We start from the raw sequence: 15116 nt of genomic DNA, 5'->3' as shown, positions 1-15116 counted from the left end.
GGGAAGCTTTGGGGCTTCGATCAACGCTGGGTGCGGGCCTGCCCGTGGGCCAATGCACGGGGCCTTTCCCATTGCCGTGTGCCTGCGCCGGGGGGCAGCGCCCCCGGCTTAGAACGTGTTCACGATCTCTGCGCGGGTGTGCAGTCGCGGCCTCGGGCGGTCTGCGTCGTTGCAAATCCTCGCCATAGCACCGCTATGGCTGCGGTTTGCGCCTAGCAGCCCATCCCGATCCGCATCCCGCACCCCTTCGCGCCGAGATCGTGAACACGTTCTTAGACCTGCTTGGCAGCGGCGATGCTGGCGGCCAGGATGTCCAGGCCTTCGTCCAGCAGCGCATCGCTGGCCGTCAGCGGCACCAGGATGCGCAGCACGTTGCCATAGGTGCCGCAGGTCAGCAGGATCAGGCCACGGCGGGCGGCTTCGGCGCTGACGGCCTTGGCCAGTTCGGGGGCCGGCTGCTGCATGTCGCCGTCCTTGCACAGCTCCACGGCCACCATCGCGCCCAGGCCACGGATGTCGGCCAGTTCGGGGTGGGTTTCGGCCATCGCTTCAAGCTTGCCGACCATGCGCTGGCCCACGCTGCGCGAGCGCTCCAGCAGGTTGTCCTGCGCAAAGGTGTCCATCACGGCCAGGGCGGCCACGCAGGCGATGGGGTTGCCCGCATAGGTGCCGCCCAGGCCGCCGGGGGCCGGGGCGTCCATGATGTCGGCGCGGCCCGTGACGGCCGAGATCGGGAAGCCCCCCGCCATCGACTTGGCCAGGGTGATCATGTCCGGCACCACGCCGCTTTGCTCGATGGCGTACCAGGTGCCGGTGCGGCCCGCGCCGGTCTGCACCTCGTCCACGATCATCACGATGCCGTGCTGGTCGCACACCGCGCGGATGTGTTCCAGCAGCGCACGCGGCGCGGGGTTGAAGCCGCCTTCGCCCTGCACCGGCTCGATGATGATGGCCGCCACGCGGCTGGGTTCGATGTCGTTCTTGAAGATCTGCTCGATGGATTCGATGGCGTCTTCCACCGTCACCCCGCGCCTGGGGTTGGGGAAGCGGGCGTGGAAGATTTCGCCGGGGAAGGGGCCGAACCCGGCCTTGTAGGGCACGACCTTGCCGGTCAGCGCCATCGTCAGCGAAGTGCGGCCGTGGTAGGCGCCGGTAAAAGCAATCACGCCGCCGCGCCGGGTGTGGCAGCGGGCGATCTTGACGGCGTTTTCCACCGCTTCGGCGCCGGTCGAGAGAAACACGGTCTTCTTGGCGAAGTTGCCGGGCGCCTTGTCGTTCAGCCGCTCGGCCAGCTCCACGTAGCTTTCGTAGGCCAGCACCTGAAAGCAGGTGTGGGTGAAGCGCTGCATCTGCGCCTGCACCGCTTCCATGATCTGCGGATGGCGGTGGCCGGTGTTCAGCACGGCAATGCCACCGGCAAAATCGATGTAGCGCTTGCCTTCCACATCCCAGATTTCGGCATTGTCGCCCCGATCGATAAAAATTTGGTGGGTGTGGCCCACGCCGCGCGGAATGGCCGCTTCACGGCGGGCGTACAGGCTGGCGTTGGTGGTCTTGGTGGTGTCGAGCATGGCTTCCTTCCAGGTTGGAGAACAGTGAAGTGCCACTCTATCGACCACCCCCAAGGGCTAACATACACAGCTGCTGCCCGGGGGGGCAGGTACTGTGCAGGCCGTGGGTGCAGTACAAACAAACCCGACCCGTAGTAACCCCTAGATGCCATGTTCGTGCTTGATTCTTCCTCCTCCGTGTCCCTGGTCCAGCAGATCGTGGACGGCTTCAGCCGCCTTGTCGAAGAGGGGGCGCTGCGCTCCGGCGCCAAGCTGCCGTCCATCCGGCAATTTGCCCATGCGCACGGGGTGAGCGTCTACACCGTGGTGGATGCCTACGACCGGCTGGTGGCGCAGGGCTATTTCGTCTCGCGCCCGCACCTGGGCTTTTTCGTGCGCCGGCGCAGGCCGGACGATGGCCTGGTGCCCGCCGCCGGGGGCCGCTACGACTTCGACTCCATGTACTACATGCGGCGCATCTTCGAGCATCGGGGCCTTAGCCGCAAACCCGGCTGTGGCTGGCTGCCGGAGGACTGGCTGTTCGGCGACGGCGTGCGCCGTGCGCTGCGCACCCTCGCCTCGGGCGAGATCAGCATCAGCGGCTATGGCGAGCCGAAAGGCTTTGCGCCGCTGCGCCAACTGGTGCGCGACCTGCTGGCCGAACACGAGGTGGCGCTGACCACCGAGCAGATCCTGCTCACGTCCGGCTCCAGCCACGCGCTGGATCTGATCGCCCGTCGGCTGGTACATGCAGGCGACCCGGTGCTGATCGACGACCCCAGTTACGCCAACCTGTGCTTCGGCCTGCGCCTGCTGGGCGGCGAACTGCTGGGCGTTACGCGCACGCAAGAGGGCTACGATCTGGCCCTGCTGGAGCGCCTGCTGGACGAACACCGCCCCAAGGTGTTCTTCACCCAGCCACGGCTGCACTGCCCGACGGGCGCATCGGCCACGCTGGCGCACATGTACCGCGTGCTGCAACTGGCCGAGAAGTACGACGTGACGCTGGTCGAGAACGACATCTACAGCGACCTGGACCCGCGCCCCTACCCATCGTTTGCCAGCCTGGACCAGCTCAACCGCGTGGTCTACATCAGCAGCTTTTCCAAGACCATCTCGCCCAACCTGCGCGTGGGCTATATGGCGGGCAACCCGGAGCTGATCGAGGACCTGGCCCAACTCAAGATGATTGCGGGCCTGACCTCTGCCGAGCTGTCCGAGCGCATCGTCTACGGCGCCCTGATCGACGGACGCTGGCGCAAGCACGCCAAGACGCTGCGCGAACGCCTGACGGCCGCGCACGAAAAAGTGGCAGCACGCTTTCTCGCCCTGGGCTTCGAGCTGTTTACCGAACCCAAGGCCGGCATGTTCCTGTGGGTGCGCCATCCGCAGATTGCCGATGCCAATGCCGTGGCGCTGCGGGCCACGGAGCACGACATCCTGCTCGGGCCGGGGCATTTGTTCTCGCCCGGGCTGGAACCCAGCCCGTGGCTGCGCTTCAACGTGGCATTCTGCGCGGACGAGGCCGTGTTCGATTTTCTGCAACAGGAACTGGAGCGGGCGCAGGAGCCGGTGCAGGGCTGAACCTGTTTTTTGCGGAAGGTCGTTCTCATGTATTCACTGCCCTGGCTGCGCCGCATGAGTGTTTTTCTGGCGCTGTGCATTCTTTGTGCAGCGGCTGCGGCCCGCGCCGACACGCTGACCCTGGCCAACAGCTACCGGCCCGGGCTGGACGTGCAGGCGTACTGGGTCAGCGAGAAATACGACGGCATCCGCGCCCATTGGGATGGGCGGCAGTTGCGCAGCCGCCAGGGGCTGCCCATCGATGCGCCCGCGTGGTTCACCCGGGGCTGGCCTGCACAGGCGCTGGATGGCGAACTGTGGGCGGGCCGTGGGCAGTTCGCCGCCGTGCAGGCCACGGTGGCGCAGGGCCGCAAGGATGAGGACGGCTGGCGCACGCTGCGCTACATGGTGTTCGACCTGCCGCAGCATCCCGGCCCGTTCGGGCAGCGCCAGCAGGCCTTGCAGCGCGTGGCGCAGGGCATCGGCCAGCCCTGGGTGCAGGCAGCGGCGCAGTGGCAGGTGCCCAGCCATGCGGCCCTGATGGAGCAACTGCACGCTGTCAGCAAGGCGGGTGCGGAAGGTTTGATGCTGCGCCGCGCCGACAGCCCCTACCGCCCGGGCCGCAGCGACGATCTGGTCAAGCTGAAACTGTTTGACGATGCCGAAGCCGTGGTCGTGGCCCACCTGCCCGGCAAAGGCAAATACCAGGGCATGACCGGGGCGCTGCTGGTGCAGATGCCCGGCGGCCAGCGTTTCAAAATCGGCAGCGGCCTGACTGATGCCGACCGCGCCCGGCCTCCGGCCATCGGCAGCACCATCACCTACCGCTTCAACGGCACCCACGCCAGCGGGCTGCCGCGCTTTGCCCGCTACTGGCGGGTGCGGGAAGATGGGGCGCAGGGTCAATAAAAAAATAGCTGCTTCCGCTGGTATTCATTGATTTTTAGATAGTTTCATATCTGAAAACCATTTATATCCATCGGAAGAAGCTCTCTTTTTAACGATGTTTGTGGATTCGGAATTTGCAAGACAATCGCTGCCGTGTCGATTCCTGCCTCTTTTATCCAAGACCTGCTCCAGCGCGTCGATATCGTCGACGTCGTGGGGCGCTACGTGCCGCTGAAAAAAAGCGGGGCCAACTTCATGGGGCTGTGCCCTTTTCATGGGGAAAAATCGCCCTCGTTCAGCGTCAGCCCGGTCAAGCAGTTTTTCCACTGCTTCGGCTGCGGCAAGGGCGGCGATGCCATCGCCTTCCTGCGCGAACATACCGGCATGGAGTTCATGGAAGCCGTGCAGTCCCTGGCCCAGGAGGTCGGGATGCAGGTGCCGCAGGAAGACATCTCCCCCCAGCAACGCGCCCAGCGCCAGGCGGCCAAGCAGCAGCAGGACAGCCTGGTGGACACGATGGAGCGGGCCGCCCAGGCGTATTGCGAACAGCTCAAAAGCACTCCCCACGCCATCGACTACCTGAAACGCCGGGGCGTCTCCGGGGCGGTCAGCAGCCGCTACGGCCTGGGCTATGCCCCGGCGGGGTGGAACTACCTGGCCAGCGTTTTCCCCGACTACACCAGCCGTTTGCTGGAGGAGGGCGGTCTCGTCATCCACGGCGCCGAGGACGACAAGCGCTACGATCGCTTCCGCGACCGCATCATGTTCCCCATCCGGGACGTGAAAGGCCAGTGCATCGGCTTTGGCGGACGCGTGCTGGGCGACGAGAAGCCCAAATACCTCAACTCGCCGGAAACCCCGCTGTTCCACAAGGGGCGCGAGCTGTACGGCCTGTACGAAGCCCGCACCGACCTGCGCGAAGCCGGCTACGCCCTGGTCTGCGAAGGCTATATGGACGTGGTGGCGCTGGCGCAACTGGGGTTTCCCAACGCCGTGGCCACCCTGGGCACCGCCTGCACCGGCGACCACATCCACAAGCTGTTTCGCTTTACCGAGGCGGTGGTGTTCAGCTTCGACGGCGATGCTGCCGGGCAGCGGGCCGCCCGCAAGGCGCTGGAGGCGGTGCTGCCGCTGGTCAATGACACGCGCAGCGTGAAATTCCTCTTTCTGCCGCCCGAGCATGACCCGGACAGCTTCATCCGCACCCACGGTGCCGATGCCTTCACCCGCATGGTGCATGCTGCCATGCCGTTCAACCAGTTCCTGCTGCAAGTGGCCAGCGAGGGCTGCGACCTGGGCACCGCCCCGGGCCGGGCGCGGCTGTCCAACCAGGCGCAGCCGCTGTGGAATCTGCTGCCCCCCAGCACCTTGAAGCGGCTGGTGCTGGACGAACTGGCCCAGCACATCGCCCTGCCCGCGCAGGAGCTGGAGGGCATCTGGCAGCGCACCAATGCCCCGGCCAGCAGCGGCCACCCCGCGCCGGATGGCCGCCAGGGGCATGGCAGCCGCTGGGGCGAACGCCCGCCGCGCCAACCGTGGGCCGGGCCGGGCCGTGGGCGCCCTGCCGCGCCGCCGCCTGCCAGCCGCCGGGTGGAAATCACCACCGGGCCGGACCAGGCCGTGCGCCTGCTGCTGGGGCATATGGCCCTGCTGGAACGGCTGGACAACGACGACTGGGATGCGCTGGTTCACCTGCCCACGCCCCACGGCCCTTTGTTTGCCTGGGTCGAGGCGTTTCATCAGGCGCACGGCACCCAAAGCTGGGCGGCAGTGCAGCAGCAACTGGATGCCACCGGGCACCGGGACTGGGTGCAGCAACTGATGAGCGGCCCCCTGGGGCACCCCGAGGACGACCCCCAGGCCCAGCACCAGGAGCTGCGCAGCATCCTCAAACCGCTCCTGACCCAGCGCATCCGCCAGTTGCAGACCCAGCTGGCCCAGGCCTACGCCAGCGACCCGGGCAACCAGGAACTGCGCCAGCGTTACCAGGCGTTGCTGGAGCGCAGTAAAAATTTATAGACAGGGCTTGACATTTTTCCGAAGTTTGGTCTTGAGTTTGCGGCGAACGCCTATAATTGCGCCCTTATCGGCAAGAGCGACAGCAGCACCTCCGACCCGGGTCGCGTGAAAGCGCATTCACGTTGAGCATCAGGCTCTGACCCATTCCCGCAAGGACTGCACACCAAATGATCGCCCACCATCTTGCCCGGGAGGCTTGACTCCCCACGCCCTGGCCCCAGGTGCGTGCAATGCAGACTCAATGGAATGGATGTGCCCGCCAGTGGCAGTGCTCCCCTCGGCGTGCTGGTGGATATTGCGAAAAGGAACCCAAGTGGCAACCAAAGCTGAATTGAAAGCCATGGCGGATGCGCTGTTGGCAGAAGCGACCCCCAAACGTAGCCGTAAGCAGGCCGATGCCGACGCAGAGCAGCCCGCGCCGAAAAAGGCCGCTGCCAAGAAAACCCCGGCCAAGCAAGCTGTAGCGGCCGACAGCACGGCCACCCAGGAAGTGCCGGCAGAACCCGCCAAAAAACCGGCTGCCAAGAAGGCCCCCGCCAAAAAAGCCGCCGAGAAAAAAGCCACCGAGGCCGCAACCGTAGCGGCCCCGGTCGAGGCCGAGGAAGCCGCCGCCGACAAGCCCGCAGCGAAAAAAGCCGCAGCCAAGAAAGCCCCTGCTGCCAAGAAAGCCGCCAAGGAAGAGGCCGACAAACCGGCCGCCAAGCGGGGCCGCAAGCCCAAGGCCAAGGAAGAGGGCCTGGACGACGATGCCGACCTGAGCGACATCGAAGCCGACCTGGAGCTGGAAGCCGAGCCGGAGGCCGAAGCCGCTGCCCCCGCCGAAGGCGTGGAAAAAGCCAAGCCCCTGCGCATGAAGATCAGCAAGGCCAAGGAACGCGCCTTGATGAAGGAATTCGGCCTGGACGAAACCGTCCTGACCGAAGAGGAAATGAACACCCGCCGCCAGCGCCTGAAACTGCTCATCAAGCTCGGCAAGACGCGCGGCTACCTGACCCACGCCGAAATCAACGACCACCTGCCCGACAAGCTGGTCGATGCCGAAACGCTGGAAGTGGTCATCGCCATGCTCAGCGACATGGGCGTGGCCGTGTACGAGCAGACGCCGGACGCCGAAACCCTGCTGCTGAACAACACCGGCCAGTCCGCCACCACCGAGGAAGAGGCCGAGGAAGAAGCCGAAGCGGCCCTGTCCACCGTCGATTCGGAATTTGGCCGCACCACCGACCCCGTGCGCATGTACATGCGCGAAATGGGCACGGTCGAGCTGCTCACGCGCGAAGGCGAAATCGAAATCGCCAAGCGCATCGAAGGCGGCCTGATGGACATGATGGAGGCCATCTCTACCTCGCCCGCCACCATTGCCGAAGTGCTGCAAATGGCCGAGGACATCCGCGAAGGCAAGGTGGTGATCTCCACCATCGTCGATGGCTTCGTCAATGCCGATGAAAATGACGACTACGTGGCCGAGGAAGACTTCGACGAGTACGACGAAGAGGACGACGACGACGGCAAGGGCGGCTCCAAGGCCATGACGCGCCTGCTGGAAAAGCTCAAGACCGACGCGCTGGAGCGCTTCGACCGGATGCGCGAACTGTTCGACAAGCTGCGCAAGGCCTACGACAAGGACGGCTGGGGTTCGCCTACCTACGTCAAGGTGCAGAAATCGATCACCCAGGAGCTGATGACCATCCGCTTCACCGCCAAGACCATCGAAAAACTGTGCGACATGGCCCGCGCCCAGGTCGACGACGTGCGCAAGAAAGAGCGCGAGCTGCGCAAGATCATCGTGGACAAGTGCGGCATGACGCAGGAGCAGTTCATCAAGGACTTCCCGCCCAACCTGCTGAACCTGCAATGGGTGGAAAAGCACGCCGCCGCCGGCAAGCCCTACAGCGCCATCCTGGGCCGCAACATCCCCGATGTGCAGGAATTGCAGCAGGCCCTGATCGACCTGCAGAACCGCGTGGTGGTGCCGCTGGAAGAACTCAAGCGCATCAACAAGCGCATGAACGACGGCGAACGCGCCAGCCGTTTTGCCAAGAAGGAAATGATCGAGGCCAACCTGCGCTTGGTGATCTCCATCGCCAAGAAGTACACCAATCGCGGTTTGCAGTTCCTCGACCTGATTCAAGAGGGCAACATCGGCCTGATGAAGGCGGTGGACAAGTTCGAATACCGCCGGGGCTACAAATTCTCGACCTACGCGACGTGGTGGATTCGTCAGGCCATCACCCGCTCGATTGCCGACCAGGCCCGCACCATCCGTATCCCGGTGCATATGATCGAGACGATCAACAAGATGAACCGCCTATCGCGCCAGCACCTGCAGGAGTTCGGCTTCGAGCCGGACGCCGCCCTGCTGGCCGAGAAGATGGAAATGGCCGAGGACAAGATCCGCAAGATCATGAAAATCGCCAAGGAGCCGATCTCGATGGAAACCCCCATCGGCGACGACGACGACAGCCACCTGGGCGACTTCATCGAGGACACCAACAACACCGCGCCGATGGACGCGGCCATGCAGGCCGGCCTGCGTGATGTGGTGAAAGACATCCTCGACGGCCTCACCCCGCGCGAAGCCAAGGTGCTGCGCATGCGCTTCGGCATCGAAATGTCCACCGACCACACGCTGGAAGAAGTGGGCAAGCAGTTCGACGTGACGCGCGAACGCATCCGCCAGATCGAGGCCAAGGCGCTGCGTAAGCTGAAACACCCCAGCCGCAGCGACAAGCTGCGCAGCTTCATCGACTCGCTGTAAGCCTGCTCCCAAGCCAGAAACGCCCCGCCAGGGGCGTTTTTTATGCGCCTTGTATGCATGCCGTATGCGCGTAAAGCCGTATGGCGCAACACCGGATCACATTCAATAATTTTTTATTGAATGTCGAATCTCAGGAGATGCCATGCAAAAGATTGCTGTTGTCGGGGCTGGCCGTATCGGCGTGACCATTGCCAGTCTGCTGGCCCATAGCGGGGACTACCGGGTGCAGGTACTCGACCCCAATGCCCAGGCGCTGGCGGCGCTGCCGCAGCATCCGGCCATCGTCCCCGCGTTGCTGGCGCCGGATGATGACGTGCGCCCCCTGCTGGAAGGGGCGTTTGCCCTGCTTGGCGCCGTGCCGTTTCACCAGATGGCGCGGCTGGCGCAGGCGGCGGTGGCCGTGGGGGCGCACTACCTGGATTTGACCGAGGACGTGGCCAGCACCCAGGCCATCCAGGCGCTGGCGGCGGATGCCAGAACGGCGCTGATCCCGCAATGCGGGCTGGCGCCGGGCTTTGTCTCGATTGCCGCAGCGCATTTGTGCCAGGGGTTCGACAGCCTGGATACGGTGCATTTGCGCGTCGGGGCGCTGCCGCGCTTTCCCGACAACGCCCTGGGCTACCAGTTGTCGTGGAGTACCGAGGGCGTCATCAACGAGTATTGCCAGCCGTGCGAAGCCATTGCCGAAGGGCGTTTGCAGACCGTGCCCGCCCTGCAGGGGCTGGAGCAACTGCGCGTGCTGGGGCAGGACTACGAGGCGTTCAACACCTCCGGCGGCCTGGGTAGCCTGGCGCACAGCCTGCAGGGACGGGTGCGCGAACTCAACTACAAAACCTTGCGTTACCCGGGCCATGCGCGGCTGATGCGCTTTTTGCTCGATGAACTGCGTTTGCGCGACGACCGAGCCCTGCTGCGGCAGGTGCTGGAGGGGGCGCTACCCGCCACCGAGCAGGACGTGGTGGTGGTTTTCATCAGCGTCAGTGGCCGACAGGGCGGGCGTTTGTTGCAGCGCAACTATGCCCAGGAGATTTTCGGCACCACCCTGCATGGCCGCAGGATCAGCGCCATCCAGAACAGCACCGCCTCCAGCATCTGCGCCGTGCTGGACTTGCTCGCCCAGAGGCAATTGCCGAATGCCGGTCTGGTGCGGCAGGAGGCGGTGGCGCTGCCCGCTTTCCTGGCCAACCGGTTCGGGGCGGTGTACGCCAACAGCGCTTGCGTTTGAAGAGGAAAGGAGACAGCCATGCCATCGACCAAACCATCGACTGAATACGCCGCCACGGCGGCCCGGATTTTGCAGACCCTGGGTGTCGTGCTGCCCGCCCCGGCCGGGCACGATGCGCCCCTGTTCGTCCACAGTCCCATCGACGGGAGCCGTCTGGCGGCGCTGGCCTGCACCACCGTGCCCCGGCTGCAGGCCCAACTGGCCCAGGCCCAGTGCGTGCAGGCCGACTGGCAACAGGTGCCCGCGCCGCAGCGGGGCGCGGTGGTGCGTTCCTTCGGGGCGCTGGTGCGCCAGCACAAGGCGGCGCTGGCCGAGCTGATCAGCCTGGAGGTCGGGAAAATCCGCAGCGAAAGCCTGGGCGAGGTGCAGGAAGTCATCGACATGTGCGACTTTGCCCAGGGCCTGTCGCGCCAGTTGTACGGGCTGACCATGCCCAGCGAGCGGCCCGAACACCACTTGCGCGAAACCTGGCACCCGCTGGGGGTGGTGGGCATCGTCACGGCGTTCAACTTTCCGATGGCGGTGTGGGCCTGGAATGCCGCGCTGGCGCTGGTGTGCGGCAATGCGCTGGTGTGGAAGCCGTCGGAAAAAGCGCCGCTATCCGCCCTGGCATTGCACCGGCTGCTGCAACAGGCGTTGCAGGAGGCGGGCCACGCTGCGGCGATCTCCAGCGTCGTCCTGGGCCACGGTGCGCTGGGGCAGGCATTGGTCGAAGCGCCCGAAGTGCGCCTGGTCAGCGCCACCGGCTCCAGCCGCATGGGCCGGGCGGTGGGCCAGGCCTGCGCCCGGCACTTCAAGCGCAGCCTGCTGGAGCTGGGGGGCAACAACGCCGCCGTGGTCTGCCCCAGCGCCGATCTGGCGTTGGCCTTGCGGGCCATCGTGTTTGCTGCCGCTGGCACGGCCGGGCAGCGCTGCACCACGCTGCGGCGGCTGTTCATCCACCAGTCGCTGTATGCCGATCTGGTGCAGCGGCTGCAAACGGTGTATGCGCGGCTGCCGGTGGGCAATCCGCTGGCGGCAGACACCCTGGTCGGGCCGCTGGTGGACAACCTGGCGCTGGAGGCCATGCAGGTGGCGCTGCTGGAGGCCCAGGCGCTGGGTGCCACGGTGCATGGCGGGCAGGTGGTGGCCAGTGGTGGCGGCAGCTACGTGCGCCCGGCGCTGGTGGAAATGCCCGGCCACAGCGGCCCCATGCTGCGCGAGACGTTTGCGCCGGTGCTGTACCTGCTGCCGTTTGCCGATCTGCACGAGGCCATCGCCCTGGTCAATGCCAGCGAGCATGGGCTGTCGGCGTCCATCTTCACCAACGACCTGCGCGAAGCCGAGCTTTTCTGCAGCGCCCGGGGTGCGGACTGCGGCATCGTGAACGTGAACATCGGCACCTCGGGCGCGGAAATCGGCGGCGCCTTTGGCGGCGAAAAAGCCACCGGCGGCGGGCGCGAGGCCGGCTCGGACGCCTGGAAAGGCTATATGCGCCGCGCCACCAACACCGTCAATTACGGCCACAGCCTGCCGCTGGCGCAGGGGGTGCAGTTCGATGTTTGATTAAAAGATAGCTGCTTCCGCTTTCTATAAAAGGATTTCAGGTATTTTTAATGCTGAAATCCTTTATTTTTATGCGGAAAAAGCTCCTTTTTTAAATATGCTGGGCCAGCGCCTGGCTTTCCAGGCTGGTGCCGGCCGCCTCGACCAGATGGGCGAGCAATTGCGGGATGTCCTCGCCGCTATGCACCAGATCCATCTGCCAGTCGCCCAGGAAGCCGTTGGTCACCGTCGAGTGCAGGAATTGCAGCAGGCTGTCGTAATACCCGGCCACGTTCAGCAGGCCGATGGGCTTGTCGTGGTAGCCCAGTTGCCGCCACGTCCAGACCTCGAACAGCTCCTCGAAGGTGCCGATGCCGCCGGGCAGGGCCAGGAAGGCATGGCTGCGCTCGGCCATCATGGCCTTGCGCTGGTGCATGTTGGCCACGATGTGCAGCTCGTCGCACAGGGCGTTGGCGACCTCCCGATCGACCAGCGCCTGCGGAATGATGCCCACCACGCGCCCGCCGGCCTGGCGGGTGGCCTCGGCCACCTGGCCCATCAGGCCGGTGCGCCCGCCGCCGTAGACCAGCTGGCCGCCGTGCCGGCCGATCCACTGGCCGACAGCGGTGGCCGCTTCCAGATAGGCGGCATCGCTGCCGGGGCGCGAACCGCAGTACACGCACAGGGAGAAGGTGGGTTCGGCAACGGTGGTAGTCGTCGTGGTGGTTGTCATGGCAGAAATCTTTCCAGTAAGGCGCAGCCCCAGGTGAGGCCGACCAGCAGCAGGCTCAGGAGGACGGCGGCGCTGCCCAGGTCCTTGGCTTTTTTCGACAAAGGGTGCAGCTCCGGGCCGATGCGGTCGATGGCCGCCTCGATGCCGCTGTTGAGCAGCTCGACGATCAGCACCAGCAGCACGCTGCCCGCCAGCAGGATGCGCTCGACCCAGGTCTGGCCCAGGAAGAAGGCGGCAGGCAGCAGCACGATGGCCAGTTGCGCCTCCAGCCGGAAGGCTTTTTCCTGCCAGCCCGCCTGCAGTCCTTGCAGCGAATACCCCGTGGCATGCCACAGGCGCGAGAAGCCCCGGCGGGCCTTGTGGGGGTGGGGTGCGTTCATGCGGCCTGCACCAGCTGGGTGCCGGCCCAGGCGTCGTGCCAGAACTGGCCCTGCGGGTGCAGGCGGCTGGCCGCCATCCACAGCACCACCCAGGCGGCCAGGGCAGTGGCCAGCGCCTGCACCGTCAAATGCCAGGGGGTGAGCTGTACCAGCAGCGGCAGCCCCCAGACCCAGCCAAAAGCGTAGCGCGTGAGCGCCCGGGCGCGGCTCAAGGGCCGGCCTTGCGCATCCAGCACCGTGATGCGCCAGGTTTTCATCGGCAGGGTCTGGCCGCGTTGCCAGAAGTAGATGAAATACGCCCCCCACAGCGCCAGGGTGGTTGCCTGCAGCAGGGCCGGGTGGTTGAGCGCCGGCAGCAGCAGGGCCAGGGCGCTTTGCAGCAGCACGGCCACCATCATCAGGGCGAACAGCACGATGCCTTCGTACAGCCAGCAGGCCATGCGCCGGGTCAGGCCGGCCGGGGCCAGGGTGCGGGAAGCGGGGGAAGAAGCAGACATGCCGAAGAACGATGGTGGAGTGGGGTCGGGGCGGAAAATGGATGCAACCGGAACGTCGTCGCCGCCTTCACGGCTGCGGCTGCGGGGCGGTGGCCGGGGCTGCCGCCTCGGGGACGGGGGGACTCAGGGGCGGCAGCTCCATGGTGTACATCTGCTGGGGCACCTGCACCGGGGCCGGGGCGGCTTCGATCAGGGGCGGCAGGGCGGTGGCCTGCACCGGGGCGGCGGTGGTGACGGCCGAGGTGACGGGGGCTGCCTGGGATTCGGCAGGCAGCACCTGGGTTGGTTCAGGCAGCGGCGCAGGGCTGACCGGCGGCTTGGGGCGGAGTTTGCGCAGGGTGTTTTTGGCCTTGCGCTCTTTTTCGGCCTTGATGCCTTCGGCCTTGAGGCGCTCTTTTTCCGCCTCGGTCAGGGCCTGGTATTCCTGCCATTTGGCCAGCAGTTCGGCGGGGGTGAGGCGCTTGACGTTGGAGAAGTTGAACCGCGCCTGGTTGCGCTGCTGGGCGCTCAGGGTGGCCCAGGAGAGCATCCGCTCGTGCAGCTTGGCCTGTTCCTTCTCATCCATTTGCGGGTAGCGGTCGGCCAGCACCAGCCAGCGGCGTTTGGTCAGCGCCCCCATTGCGGGCCATTGCAGGTGCAGCGGCTCCAGCACCTTGCGCTGGGCGGCGGTGATGTCCTGCCACTCCGGCCCGGCGTTGCTCAGGCGCAGCTTGCTGGGGGTGTCGGTGGTCAGGCGCGTGCTGCCCTCGCTCTCGTGCACGGCCAGCGCAGGCGGCAGGGCGCTGGGGGCCATGGCCATGTACGGCAGCAGCCACACGCCGATGCACGCCAGCACAGCCAGTACCGCCCCGGCCAGGGCCAGGGGAAGGCGGGAAGTGGAGGATGGCAAAGGCTGTGGAGGAGAGCTGGGCGACATGCCGTGCAGGGGAGATGAACCTTATGAAGCGATTCAGGGGGTTGCGGTCTGGCTGGTCTGCAGGAAGTGCAGGAAGCCGGGGTCGGTGTAGGCGTCCGGCGGCAGGGCGCTGGTGAGCAGCTCGGCATCGAGTTCGGCCACGCCGACGGTGGCCCGCTGGTCCTGCTGCACGCTGATGGTGACCAGGCCGATGGCCAGGGCCAGCAGGGGCAGCAGCGTCAGCGCCCGGCGCAGCCAGACGGGGGTGTTGTCATGCAGGCTGCCACCGGCGCCCGCTGTTTGCAACTGGCTTGCCGGGGCGTGCTGGTGCAGGGGCGTGCCGGCGCGTTTGCGCTGGGCCACGGCCTGCTCGCGGGCGGCCCGCAGGCGTTCGGTGACGACGTAGGGCAATGCCTCCTGCGAGTGGTTCAGGTGCGCCACCAGGGTACGGGCAAAGCGCTCCTGGGCCTGCTCGTCCAGGGGCGTGAAGGAGGGGGATGGGGTCGTCATAGTTCGATTCCTTGTGCTTTCAAAGCCTTGCTCAAGGCTTGCACGGCCCGAAAGCAATGGGTTTTGACGCTGCCTTCCGAGCAGCCCATGGTGGCTGCCGTTTCGGCAACGTCCAGCTCTTCCCAGTAACGCAATAAAAAGGCTTCACGTTGACGTGCGGGCAACATCTGGATTTCTTTTTCAATACTTTGCAGCAGTTGTTTGCGTTCGGTCAGTGTCTCGGCGCTGTTGTCGGTACTGTCCTGGGCGTTGCTGGCATAGGTCTGCATCCAGTCGAAGTCTTCGTGATCAGCACCGGCAGCATGCTCCAGATCGGACAGGTTGGTGAACAGGGCATTGCGGGTTTTTTGCCGCCGAAACCAGTCCAGGGTGCCGTTGGCCAGGATGCGGTGAAACAGCATGGGCAGCTCCTGCACCGGCTTGTCGCCGTAGTGCTGGCTGAGCTTGAGCATACTATCCTGCACGATGTCCAGGGCGGCCTCCTCGTCACGCACCTGGTAGAAGGTGCGTTTGAAAGCGCGTTTATCGACGCTTTGCAGGAAATTGTTGAGCTCTTGTGCGGTGGCCAAGGGGC

The 15116-nt window shown here is 65.7% G+C and carries 13 protein-coding genes; 6 read left to right on the top strand and 7 right to left on the bottom strand.

Going from position 1 to position 15116, the window contains the following annotated elements:
- Positions 1–272: 272 nt before the first annotated feature.
- Positions 273–1571 carry a 4-aminobutyrate--2-oxoglutarate transaminase gene (gene gabT, locus ACFO3A_RS12205; RefSeq protein WP_377726693.1) on the bottom strand — a complete coding sequence of 433 codons (1299 nt, stop codon included), beginning with the start codon at positions 1569–1571 and terminating at the stop codon, positions 273–275.
- A 150-nt stretch (positions 1572–1721) separates the two neighbouring features.
- Here gabT and ACFO3A_RS12200 point away from each other — a divergent pair, with 150 nt between their 5' ends.
- From ACFO3A_RS12200 to ACFO3A_RS12175, 6 genes are all read left to right on the top strand, one after another.
- Entirely contained in the window at positions 1722–3134 is a 1413-nt protein-coding gene (locus tag ACFO3A_RS12200) for an aminotransferase-like domain-containing protein (protein ID WP_377726691.1), read from the top strand.
- 27 nt (positions 3135–3161) lie between these two features.
- Positions 3162–4022 carry a DNA ligase gene (locus ACFO3A_RS12195; protein WP_377726689.1) on the top strand — a complete coding sequence of 287 codons (861 nt, stop codon included), beginning with the start codon at positions 3162–3164 and terminating at the stop codon, positions 4020–4022.
- A gap of 132 nt (positions 4023–4154) precedes the next feature.
- On the top strand, positions 4155–6020 hold the full coding sequence (dnaG, locus tag ACFO3A_RS12190) for a DNA primase (RefSeq protein WP_377726687.1): 1866 nt from the start codon (positions 4155–4157) through the stop codon (positions 6018–6020).
- 340 nt (positions 6021–6360) lie between these two features.
- A complete protein-coding gene (gene rpoD / locus ACFO3A_RS12185; RefSeq protein ID WP_377726767.1) occupies positions 6361–8778 on the top strand; it encodes an RNA polymerase sigma factor RpoD in 2418 nt (805 codons plus the stop codon).
- 142 nt (positions 8779–8920) lie between these two features.
- Entirely contained in the window at positions 8921–10003 is a 1083-nt protein-coding gene (locus ACFO3A_RS12180) for a saccharopine dehydrogenase family protein (protein WP_377726684.1), read from the top strand.
- An 18-nt stretch (positions 10004–10021) separates the two neighbouring features.
- The gene (locus tag ACFO3A_RS12175; protein ID WP_377726682.1) at positions 10022–11548 is read left to right on the top strand and encodes an aldehyde dehydrogenase family protein; all 1527 of its coding nucleotides are present in this window, start codon (positions 10022–10024) and stop codon (positions 11546–11548) included.
- 91 nt (positions 11549–11639) lie between these two features.
- On the opposite strand, the gene ACFO3A_RS12170 is transcribed toward ACFO3A_RS12175, so the two are convergent.
- The 6 genes from ACFO3A_RS12170 to ACFO3A_RS12145 all read right to left on the bottom strand — a co-directional run bounded on the left by ACFO3A_RS12170 (position 11640) and on the right by ACFO3A_RS12145 (position 15111).
- Positions 11640–12260 carry an LOG family protein gene (locus ACFO3A_RS12170; RefSeq protein WP_377726680.1) on the bottom strand — a complete coding sequence of 207 codons (621 nt, stop codon included), beginning with the start codon at positions 12258–12260 and terminating at the stop codon, positions 11640–11642.
- Positions 12257–12640: a diacylglycerol kinase gene (locus ACFO3A_RS12165; protein WP_377726676.1), complete on the bottom strand. Its 384-nt coding sequence runs from the start codon at positions 12638–12640 to the stop codon at positions 12257–12259. Before ACFO3A_RS12165 ends, ACFO3A_RS12170 begins: the two co-directional genes overlap by 4 nt.
- A complete protein-coding gene (locus ACFO3A_RS12160) occupies positions 12637–13137 on the bottom strand; it encodes an RDD family protein (RefSeq protein ID WP_377726672.1) in 501 nt (166 codons plus the stop codon). The genes ACFO3A_RS12165 and ACFO3A_RS12160 overlap by 4 nt, the downstream gene beginning before the upstream one ends.
- 67 nt (positions 13138–13204) lie before the next feature.
- Positions 13205–14026: a DUF3106 domain-containing protein gene (locus ACFO3A_RS12155; RefSeq protein ID WP_377726671.1), complete on the bottom strand. Its 822-nt coding sequence runs from the start codon at positions 14024–14026 to the stop codon at positions 13205–13207.
- 60 nt (positions 14027–14086) lie between these two features.
- Positions 14087–14542: a DUF3619 family protein gene (locus tag ACFO3A_RS12150; RefSeq protein ID WP_377726669.1), complete on the bottom strand. Its 456-nt coding sequence runs from the start codon at positions 14540–14542 to the stop codon at positions 14087–14089.
- Positions 14539–15111: an RNA polymerase sigma factor gene (locus tag ACFO3A_RS12145; RefSeq protein ID WP_377726666.1), complete on the bottom strand. Its 573-nt coding sequence runs from the start codon at positions 15109–15111 to the stop codon at positions 14539–14541. The genes ACFO3A_RS12150 and ACFO3A_RS12145 overlap by 4 nt, the downstream gene beginning before the upstream one ends.
- Between the last annotated feature and the right edge of the window lie 5 nt (positions 15112–15116).

The sequence above is a fragment of the Comamonas nitrativorans genome, from assembly GCF_042654765.1.
In the GTDB taxonomy this organism is placed as follows: Bacteria; Pseudomonadota; Gammaproteobacteria; order Burkholderiales; family Burkholderiaceae_C; genus Comamonas; species Comamonas nitrativorans.
The sequence above is the reverse complement of the archived record's forward strand: the minus strand, read 5'-3'. Positions and strand labels throughout refer to the sequence as shown.

Excerpts from the sequence above, each read along its gene's own strand:
- ACFO3A_RS12175 (WP_377726682.1), top strand. The coding sequence starts at position 10,022 with ATGCCATCGACCAAACCATCGACTGAATACGCCGCCACGGCGGCCCGG.
- gabT (WP_377726693.1), bottom strand. The coding sequence starts at position 1,571 with ATGCTCGACACCACCAAGACCACCAACGCCAGCCTGTACGCCCGCCGT.
- ACFO3A_RS12165 (WP_377726676.1), bottom strand. The coding sequence starts at position 12,640 with ATGAACGCACCCCACCCCCACAAGGCCCGCCGGGGCTTCTCGCGCCTG.
- ACFO3A_RS12200 (WP_377726691.1), top strand. The coding sequence starts at position 1,722 with ATGTTCGTGCTTGATTCTTCCTCCTCCGTGTCCCTGGTCCAGCAGATC.
- ACFO3A_RS12180 (WP_377726684.1), top strand. The coding sequence starts at position 8,921 with ATGCAAAAGATTGCTGTTGTCGGGGCTGGCCGTATCGGCGTGACCATT.
- ACFO3A_RS12195 (WP_377726689.1), top strand. The coding sequence starts at position 3,162 with ATGTATTCACTGCCCTGGCTGCGCCGCATGAGTGTTTTTCTGGCGCTG.
- ACFO3A_RS12160 (WP_377726672.1), bottom strand. The coding sequence starts at position 13,137 with ATGTCTGCTTCTTCCCCCGCTTCCCGCACCCTGGCCCCGGCCGGCCTG.
- ACFO3A_RS12170 (WP_377726680.1), bottom strand. The coding sequence starts at position 12,260 with ATGACAACCACCACGACGACTACCACCGTTGCCGAACCCACCTTCTCC.
- rpoD (WP_377726767.1), top strand. The coding sequence starts at position 6,361 with ATGGCGGATGCGCTGTTGGCAGAAGCGACCCCCAAACGTAGCCGTAAG.
- ACFO3A_RS12150 (WP_377726669.1), bottom strand. The coding sequence starts at position 14,542 with ATGACGACCCCATCCCCCTCCTTCACGCCCCTGGACGAGCAGGCCCAG.